The sequence below is a fragment of the Mesorhizobium sp. ESP-6-2 genome, from assembly GCF_020164675.1.
Classification (GTDB): Bacteria; Pseudomonadota; Alphaproteobacteria; order Rhizobiales; family Rhizobiaceae; genus Mesorhizobium.
In genome coordinates, this window is the sequence record NZ_JAIUGT010000007.1 from 346,420 (window position 1) to 356,253 (window position 9,834).

The window sequence follows — 9,834 nt, forward strand, 5'->3', positions numbered from 1 at the left end:
CTAGCGCATCTCCGACCCGGGTGCTCTCCCGCCCGAGCGCCGCAAAAGGTGCCTGTCTGGATAACGCCTCATATTAGACGTTGGGTTCTCTTTCAGTGTTCCCAAAAACAGACATTCCGCGTGCGCCGATCGGGGAGGTTGCAGCGCTGAGATGCAGCGCTCCAGCCGCTCCAGCCGCGACTTGTGAGCCCGCAATTGAAGGCCGATTTCATGGAGCTTTGCGCGCTTGTTGGGAGCGCGCGCTGCAATCAGCTCTTGTTCAAGCCGGGCAATATGTTCCCTGACCTCTTGGGCATCGACAAGTCGCTGTTTCCTGATCCAGCCCCGACCCTTCATCTGTCCAATCCTTTGAGCTCACTTTTTCAAAGATCGGACGCGTAGTGACACATACCAATTAAGCGCTATCGGAATGGTGCATTCAGCCTTCCTGTGGCGAGGTCTCATGGCTCGCATGCCCGTTACGAACCGAGTGGCAAGCCCGTCCGAATATGTCGCCGAACGCCGGCGAGGCAACCTCTGTGCTGCACCTTTTCTGAACGTGTTGCTTCGCCAAATGGACGTACTGGGGGCAAGCGGCGGTGCGAAGTGTATTAGCTACGCAAAATGTTCAACGCGGGCAAATCGGTTCAGCTTGAAAAGCATCGGCCGGCATTCGGTTGTAGCAGCTCTGGCTAATGTTAGATCAGGGAAGAATGAGTCTCAGCTAAAGGTCGAGCTGTGGCGTTATGAATACGCTAACTAAACACACCGCTGGCCGATGGTTTTTTTATTGATATTTAGTTTCTTTGGGGTAACCCTAGGCTAAGCAGTGAATCGGGGAGGCTCATGCGACAGGATGAATCTGCCGTTCGAGCGGGACAACAGTCCCGCGGCAACTCCCGTTCTATCATCGCTCAATACTTGCCCCATCCGGACGGAATGTCGTCCTGTTGATGGCGAGTCAGCAAACATAATTCTCGAATGGAGCCCGTTCGGACCGTGAGGCCATCGGGGGCGGTTGACCATGCAGCAGACGACCAGGCACCAGGCAAGCGGAACCCAGCGCCAGTCGAACAAAAATGAACGGGAAAGCGAAGCGCCGGGCGGTCGGCCGGCGGCCGCCTTTTCGCACCTTCTGCGTGGCGGCCGCATGACGAAATGGAAGGGCGAGGCGGCGAGCTTCGCGCCAAATCTGGCGCATCTCGTTTCGGCCATCGAGAAATCCTCCGCCGGCCCGATTTTGGCCGCGTCGCTCCTGGTCGGCATTGCAGCTACCCCGGCGCATGCCGCCGATCGCTATTGGGACGCCAACAGCACGAGTCCGGGCCTCGGCGGCACCGGCATTTGGAACACGACGACTGCGTTGTGGAACAACCAGACCGAAGCCGGCCCGATGGTCATCTGGAGCAACGGCGCGCTGGACGATGCGTTCTTCGTCGGCACGGTCGGCACAGTCAACCTCGGCGCGCCGGTCACGGTCCACAATCTGACCTTCGGCGTCAGCGGTTATGCTCTGAGCGGCGGCACTCTGACGCTCGGGGGCTCTACACCCACCATCGATACGGGCGCTGGAACCGCCACCATCAGTTCCGCAATCGACGGCAATGCCGGGCTGACAAAGGTGGGAAGCGGCACCCTGACGCTTGGCGGCGCCAACACCTTCACGGGGGGCGTGAATGTCAACGCCGGCACCTTGACGCTCAACGGCGCGAGCAGCTTCGTTGGTGACGTCAATGTCGCCAACGGCGCAACCCTGACAGTCGGCGCAGATGCCGCGCTTGGCGCGGCCGGCAATCGCGTCGTCACCACGGCCGGCGCCAACCTGACGCTCGACAGTGCCCTCGGCGCCAACCACATTGTCTCGTTGGGCGGCGGAGGGCAAACCACCGTCATCGGGGCCGGCGCCGCCGCGACCCGCTTCACCGGTGCCGGCGGCCTGACGGCTTACCGGACATCCCTGGCCAACAACGCCAACGACTTTACCGGCCAGACGGTCGTCCAGGTGGGCGCCGAAGTCATCACCTTCAGCTCGGTCGGCAATCTCGGCGTAGCGAGCGCGCTCGGAGCTGCCAGCGATCCCACGCTGGGAACCATCTCCGTCGAGCGCGTATTTGGCTCCACCGGCTATTTCGCGTACACCGGGGCTGGAAGCGACTCTAACCGCAACTGGAATTTGTCGGCCGCCGCTGGCCACCTGGTTCTTCAGAATAGCGGCAGCGGAACCCTGACGCTGCGGGGAGACATCGCGCTCACTGGCACGTCCGGCACAGCCGTGGTCTTCACGGCCAATTCCGCCGATCTGGAGCTCCTGGGGCAGATGGGGCAGGCCAGCCCCAATCTCCAGAGGGTCTCTTTCTCAGGCAGCAGCAACGCCCGCACCATCACCCTTGGCGACAATAACAGCTTCAATGCTCCCGTGACGATTGCCACAGTCACCGTCGAGGCGGGCACGCTCGCGGATGGGGGCGTGAACAGTTCGCTCGGCGCCGGGACGGCAGTGACGATCAATGGCAGCGGTGTTCTGAGCTATACGGGCATCGGCGCCTCCAGCAACCGGACCTGGTCGGTCGGGGACGCCACCATCAACAACGACGGTACGGGCGCGCTGACCTTGAGTGGCGACGCCACATTCATTGCCAATTCGAGATTGAGCTTCGGCGGCACCTATGCGGGGGTCAACACCTTCTCCGGCGTGATCTCCAATTCCGGTGCGCTCGCCAGCAGCGGCAACGGCACATGGGTGCTCACCGGCGCCAATACTCGCACGGGGGCAATTCAAGTGAGTGGCGGGACGCTGCGCGCGGGCAGCGCGTCGGCCTTCGGCACCACCGCGGCGATCACAATCAGCAGCGGTACGCTCGACCTTAACGGTTACGATCTGGCGGCGACCAGCTTGGCGGGCACAGGCGGAACCGTGGCGCTTGGGAGCGGAAACCTGACGGTCAACCCAGCATCCGGAACCACGGTGTTCTCCGGCAGCATCACCGGTTCAGGCGGATACACCAAGCTTGGCGCCGGGACCCAGAGACTGACCGGCCAGAACACCTACACCGGCGCTACGACGGTGGGGGGCGGCACGCTGACGCTGGACTTCACGGCTGCCGGCGCGCCTACGAGCAACATCATTTCCAGCGCCTCCATCCTGAACATGGCCGGCGGCACGCTGACGGTGGGCGGTTCGACAGGCCAGACGCAAAGCTTCGCGGCCACCAACATCACCGCCGGCGGCAACACCATCGGGGGAACGGGGACCGTCACCGTCAATCTCGGCGCGATCAACCGGACAGGGGGCATCGTCAATTTCGTGCTGCCCACCAGCGGCGCGATGACGACGACGCCGAGCACGGTGCTGGGCGGCTGGGCCACGGTCACCAGCGGCACGACGACCGATTACGCGCAGGTCGACGCGTCGGGCAACATCATCGCCCGCACCACCTATGCGAACAAGGACGATGCCGGCACCTGGGTAACCGGCGATGTGGTCAGCGATGAAGCCCCCGGACCGAATACGCCTTATGTCGGAACCGTTACTGGCAACGTGCAACTCGGCGGCATCAAATACACCGCGGCGGCGGCTTCTACCGTGACGATTGGTTCCGGTAACACGCTGGGCATCGACGGCACCGTCATCGTGTCCGCCTCGGTGGGCAACAAAACCGACACCATCACCGGCGGTCGGCTGACCGGACCCGCCGGCGGCGGCACGCTGAGCGTGTTGCAGAACAGCACGGGCAATTTCGTGATCGGCTCGGCCGTCGTCGACAACGGCGCCACGATCGGCTTCACCAAGGCCGGCGCCGGGCTCGTCACCCTCTCCGGCACCAATAGCTATACCGGGGTTACCACCATTAGCGCCGGCACGCTCTCAGTCAACACGATCGCGAACGGCGGGACGCAAAGCGCCATCGGCGCCTCCAGCAATGCCTCCACCAATCTCGTGATCCAGGGCGCCACGCTGCAATATACCGGCGCCAACACGTCGAGTGACCGCGGTTTCACCCTTATGACCAGCGGCGCCGTGACCGCGGGCACGATCGATGTCAGCCAAGTGACCACGAACCTGCAATTGTCCGGACTGGTCACAAGTCCGGACAATGCGGGTCTCACCAAGACCGGCGCGGGCACGCTGACGCTGTCCAATGCCGGCAACAACTATACAGGCATCACCACCGTCAGCCAGGGCACGCTCGCCGTCAGCACGCTCACCAACGGCGGTACCAACAGCGGCATCGGCGCCGCCTCGAGCGCCTCGTCGAACCTGATGCTGCAGAACGGCGGCACTCTCGGCTATGTCGGCACCAACGCCAGCAGCAATCGCGGCTTTACACTGGGCACCGGCGGCGGCGGGATCGGCGTGGTCGGCGGCACGACCCTGACGATGAGCGGCACGGCAACGGGCTTAGGCGGCCTGACCAAGAGCGGTGCCGGCACCTTGGTGTTGTCCGGCACGAACAATTATTCCGGGGGCACCATGGTGGGCACCGGCACGCTGCGCGCCGGGTCGACCAGCGCCTTCGGCACCGGCTCGGTGACGGTGAACACGGGCGCGACCCTGGACCTCGCTGGCAACAACAATACAGTGAGCGGGCTCAACGGTGCAGGCAATGTGCTGCTGGGCAGTGCGACGCTGTCGATCACCGGCACCGGGAGCTATTCGGGGACCATGGGCGGTGCCGGCGGCGTCACCATCGGCATCGGCGCCGGCAGCACCGGGAACCAGACCTTCAGCGGTTGCGGCAACAGCTATGCGGGGCCGACCAGGGTCAATAGCGGCAGCACACTTAACGTCGGCTGTCTCGCCAATGGCGGAGCGCCGAGTGATATCGGGTCCTCCAGCAAAGACTCGACCAACCTTGTCCTCGTCAATGGCACGCTGAACTACACGGGTGGCACCGTCACCACCGATCGCGGCTTCTCGATGCCGGGATTTGTCGGCGGCAACATCGGAGTGCAGAACGCCGCGACGACACTGACCTTCAGCGGTGCGGCCACCGGAGCAGGAAGCGTCACAAAATTAGGTTCCGGCACGCTCGTACTGTCCGGGATCAACACATATGGGCTTGGCACGACCGTCTCGGCTGGCATATTGCGCGCCGGATCGGCCAGCGCCTTCGGCACCGGCTCAATGACCGTCAACACGGGCGCTACGCTCGACTTTGCCAATCTCAGCAACACGGTCGCCGGCCTTGCGGGGGGCGGCATTGTCACGCTCGGCTCGGCGACGCTGACCCTCAGCGACGGGGCGGGTCAGAATTTCAGTGGTGCCATCAGCGGCACTGGCGGGCTGGTGAAGGGCGGCGCCGGCACGCAGACTCTGTCAGGCGTCAGCAGCTATACCGGCTCCACGGCCATCAATGGCGGCATTCTCGCCGTGACGAGTCTTGCAAACGGCGGCAGCAACAGCTCGATCGGATCTTCCGCCGCCACGCCGGACAAGCTCGTCCTCAATGGCGGCACGCTGCAATATATTGGAACCGGCGGCAGCACGGACCGGCAGTTCACGCTTGGAGCCAGCGGCGGCGCTCTCGACGCTTCGGGCAGTGGCGCGATCAACTTCACCAGCACCGCCGCGGCGGTGCTGACCGGCGCCGGCAACCGCACCCTGACGCTGACCGGCACCAGCACGGCCAACAACTCGCTTTCGGCCCGCATCGACAACCCGTCGAGCGGCGCGACCTCGCTCAGCAAAACGGGCAATGGCACCTGGGTGCTGAAGAACGCGGCGAGCACCTATACTGGTGCCACGACGATCGGCGGCGGCGTGCTTGCCGTCGACAAGCTATCCAACGGCAATCAGGCGAGTTCCATTGGCGCCTCCGCCAAGGATGCGTCCAATCTGGTGATCGGCAGCGGCTCCACGCTGCGCTATACCGGCAGCGGTGACACGACCGACCGCTTGTTCACGCTGCAGACTGGGGTCAGCTTCATCGAGTCGTCCGGCACCGGCGCGATCGTCTTCAGCAATACCGGTGCGGCGGCTTACACGGGGACTGGCCCCCGCACGTTCGTTCTCGGCGGCACCAACACCGGCCTCAACACGATGGGCGGGACCATCATCGATGGATCCGGCGGGGCGACCACGCTCGCCAAGAACGATGCCGGCACCTGGGTGCTGACGGGCAACAACAGCTACAGCGGCAACACCGTCATCAATGACGGCAATCTGATGATCGGCAATGGCGGTACGACCGGCAATGCCGGCACCGGCAATGTCATCGTCGACAAGGCGACCTCGACGCTGTCGTTCAACCGCAGTGATATGTTCAATTTCGCCGGCAATCTGAGCGGTGCCGGCAACATCGCCCAGATCGGCACCGGCACGACCAGGCTGACCTCGGCGACCGACAGCAGCATCGGCGGCTCGACGCGGGTCGATGTCGGCATGCTGGAGCTTGCCAGCAACTTGACAAGCAGCGGCGGCACGACGGTGAATGCCGGCACGCTGCAGGTCGACGCTGGCAAGACGCTGACGACGCCGACGCTCGCGATGAATGCCGGCTCGACGCTGAACGTCAGCGGCACGGTTCAGGCGACCGGCGCGACGCCCCTGGCAATAACCGGCGATGCCGGGGCGAGCACCATCAACATCGCCAATGGCGGTACGTTGCGTGGCAATGGCGATCTCGGCGGCGGCAGCGACATCGTCAATCTGACCGGGACGTTGAACACCGGCGCCGGAGTGCTCAACCTCGGCGCCGGTAACGACATGCTGACGTTCAACGACGGCGGTATTCTCACCGGAACAGTCAACGCCGGGACCGGTGGCGAGACGGGCGCGGGCGACACGCTCCGGGTGATCAACACGGTCAATCGCACAGTTCAGGGCGCGGGCATCAGCGGGTTCGAGAGCCTGGACAAGCAGGGCAGCGGGACGCTGACGCTTGTTGGCGACCACAGTTACAGCAGTGGTACAACGATCCAGGGCGGGACGCTCCAGGTCGGCAGCGGCGCGACAGCGGGTACCTTGACGACACCCACAGTGGCAAACAGTGGCACGCTCGCCTTCAACCTGAACAGCAACTATGCCTTCGGCGGCGTGATCTCCGGCACGGGTTCGGTCAACAAGCTTGGCACCGGCACGACAACGCTGACCGGCACCAACAGCTACAGCGGCGCCACCAACGTCAATGCCGGTACGCTGCTCATCGACGGCAACCAGTCGGCCGCCACGGGCCAGACCAATGTCGCGACCGGCGCCACGCTCGGCGGCAGCGGCATCATCGGCGGCAGCGTCACGGTCGCCGACGGCGGTACGCTCGCGCCCGGCGGCGCTGGCAATATCCCGGGCATGCTGACCATCAACGGGAATCTCGCGCTCGGCAATTCCATTCTAAACGTGAACTTCGGCGAGGCGAACGTGCCCGGCGGTGCGTTCAACGACCTCATCAATGTCGGCGGCAACCTGACGCTGGACGGCGCGCTGAACGTCACCGAAAGCCCCGGCGGCGATCTGGGCCCGGGCGTCTACCGCGTCATCAACTACAACGGCTCGCTGGTCGATAACGGCCTCGACGTCACGGATCCAAACTATTCCGTGCAGACGTCCGTGGCCAACCAGGTCAACCTGGTCAATTCTGCCGGCCTGACGCTGAGCTACTGGGACGGCAACGCCGGCCCGCATTCCAACAGCGCGGTTGACGGCGGCAGCGGCACCTGGCGCGCCGCCGGCGACCAGAACTGGACGGACTCGACCGGCCTGTTCGCCGCGCCCTTCGCCAATGCCAGCTTCGCCGTTTTCCAAGGAACCGCCGGCACTGTCACCGTTGACAGCATCTCAAACGGCCAAGTGCAGGCCGCCGGCATGCAGTTCGACACCGACGGCTATCTGGTCCAGGGGGACGCCATCGCGCTGGTCGGCCCGCAATCGATCATCCGCGTCGGCGACGGCACGTCGGCGGGCGCTGCCTATGTCGCGACGATCGCCTCCAACCTCGCCGGCAGCAGCCAGCTGGCGAAGACGGACGCCGGCACGCTGGTGCTCTCCGGCACCAACAGCTACAGCGGCGGCACGGCGATCAATGGCGGCACGCTGCAGATCGCGTCGGACACCAATCTCGGCGATGCTACCGGCGGCCTTTCGCTGAACGGCGGCACCCTGCACACGACGGCCGATATCAATTCCGCGCGTGCCGTGACGCTCAACGCCGGCGGCGGCACCTTCGACACCGACGGCCCGACCAGCCTGGCGCTCACCGGCACGGTCGGCGGCGCAGGGGCGCTCACCAAGACGGCTGCCGGCACGCTGGTGCTGACCGGCGCCAACAGCTACCAAGGCGGCACCTTTATCGACGGCGGCACCATCGAGGTCTCGGCCGACGCCAATCTCGGCAATGCGGCCGGGGCGCTCACCTTCGACAACGGCACCCTGCACACGACCGGCACATTCACCGCGGCACGAAGCGCCACGCTCAATGCCGGCGGCGGCACCTTCGACACGGACGTTTCGACGGTACTGACGCTGACCGGCGCGGTCGGCGGGGCAGGCGCGCTGACCAAGGACGGCGCCGGCACGCTGGTGCTCACCGCCGACAACAGCTATGCCGGCGGCACGACGATTGCGGCCGGCACCTTGCAGCTCGGCAACGGCGGCGCGACCGGCTCCATCACCGGCGACGTGGTCGACAACGGCACGCTCGCCTTCGACCGCAACGACACCTACGGCTTTGCCGGGCTGATCTCCGGCAGCGGCGGCCTCGACCAGATCGGCAGCGGCATCACCATCCTCACCGCCGACAACAGCTATGCCGGCGCGACCAACGTGCGCGAGGGCACGCTGATTATCGATGGCGACCAGTCGGCAGCGACCGGGGCGACCACGGTGGAGGCCGGCGGCGCACTCGGCGGCGTCGGCACGATCGGCGGCGATGTCAGCGTGCTCGACAATGGCGCGCTCAACCCCGGCGATACCGGCGCCACGCCGGGCACGCTGACGATCAACGGCAATCTCGATCTCGCGGCCAATGCGACGCTCAACTACAATTTCGGGCAGGCCGGCGTGGTCGGCGGCGCCTATAACGACCTCACAATCGTGCATGGCGACCTGACGCTCGACGGCACCATCAATGTAGCCGAGACTCCCGGCGGCAATTTCGGGCCGGGCCTCTACCGCATCATCAGCTATGACGGCGCGCTCACCGATCTCGGGCTCACCGAGAGCTCGCCCAACCACGTCGTGCAGACCTCGGTCGCCAACCAGGTCAACCTGGTCGATATCAGCGCCATGACGCTGAACTTCTGGGACGGCGATGCCGGCCCCAAGAGCAATGATGGTGTCGATGGCGGCAACGGCACCTGGCGGTCGGCCGGCGACGACAACTGGACCGGGCCGGACGGGGACATCAATGCCGCCTTCTCCAACGGCAGCTTCGCCATCTTCGCCGGCACCGCCGGTACGGTGACCGTCGACAACACGAACGGCCAGGTGCAGGCGTCAGGCATGCAGTTCGCCACCGGCGGCTATGTGGTCCAGGGCCAGAACATCCAGCTGGTCGGGCCGCAGGCGACGATCCGCGTCGGCGACGGAACCTTGCCGGGCGCTGGTTACACCGCGACCATCGCATCGGTGCTTGAGGGCAGCTCGCAGCTGGTCAAGAGCGACCTCGGCACGCTGGTGCTCACCGGCACCAACACCTACAGCGGCGGTACCCGCATCAACCAGGGAACGCTGCAGTTCACGAGCGATGCCAATCTCGGCGATGCGTCCGGCAGCCTCACCCTCGACGGCGGCACGCTGCGCAACGCCATGGCGATCGCGCTCGCCCGTGGCGCCACGCTTGGTGCCGGCAACGGCACCTTCGAGACGCTTGGCGACCTGACCATTAATGGTTTGATCGACGGCGTGGGCGGCTTCACCAA

The 9,834-nt window shown here is 65.2% G+C and carries 1 protein-coding gene; it reads left to right on the forward strand.

Features of this window, described 5'->3' with window-relative positions; all coding sequences use genetic code 11:
- Positions 1–1,003: 1,003 nt before the first annotated feature.
- A partial coding sequence (locus LB532_RS20465) for an autotransporter-associated beta strand repeat-containing protein (RefSeq protein WP_224557103.1) occupies positions 1,004–9,834 on the forward strand: 8,831 nt, incomplete at its 3' end.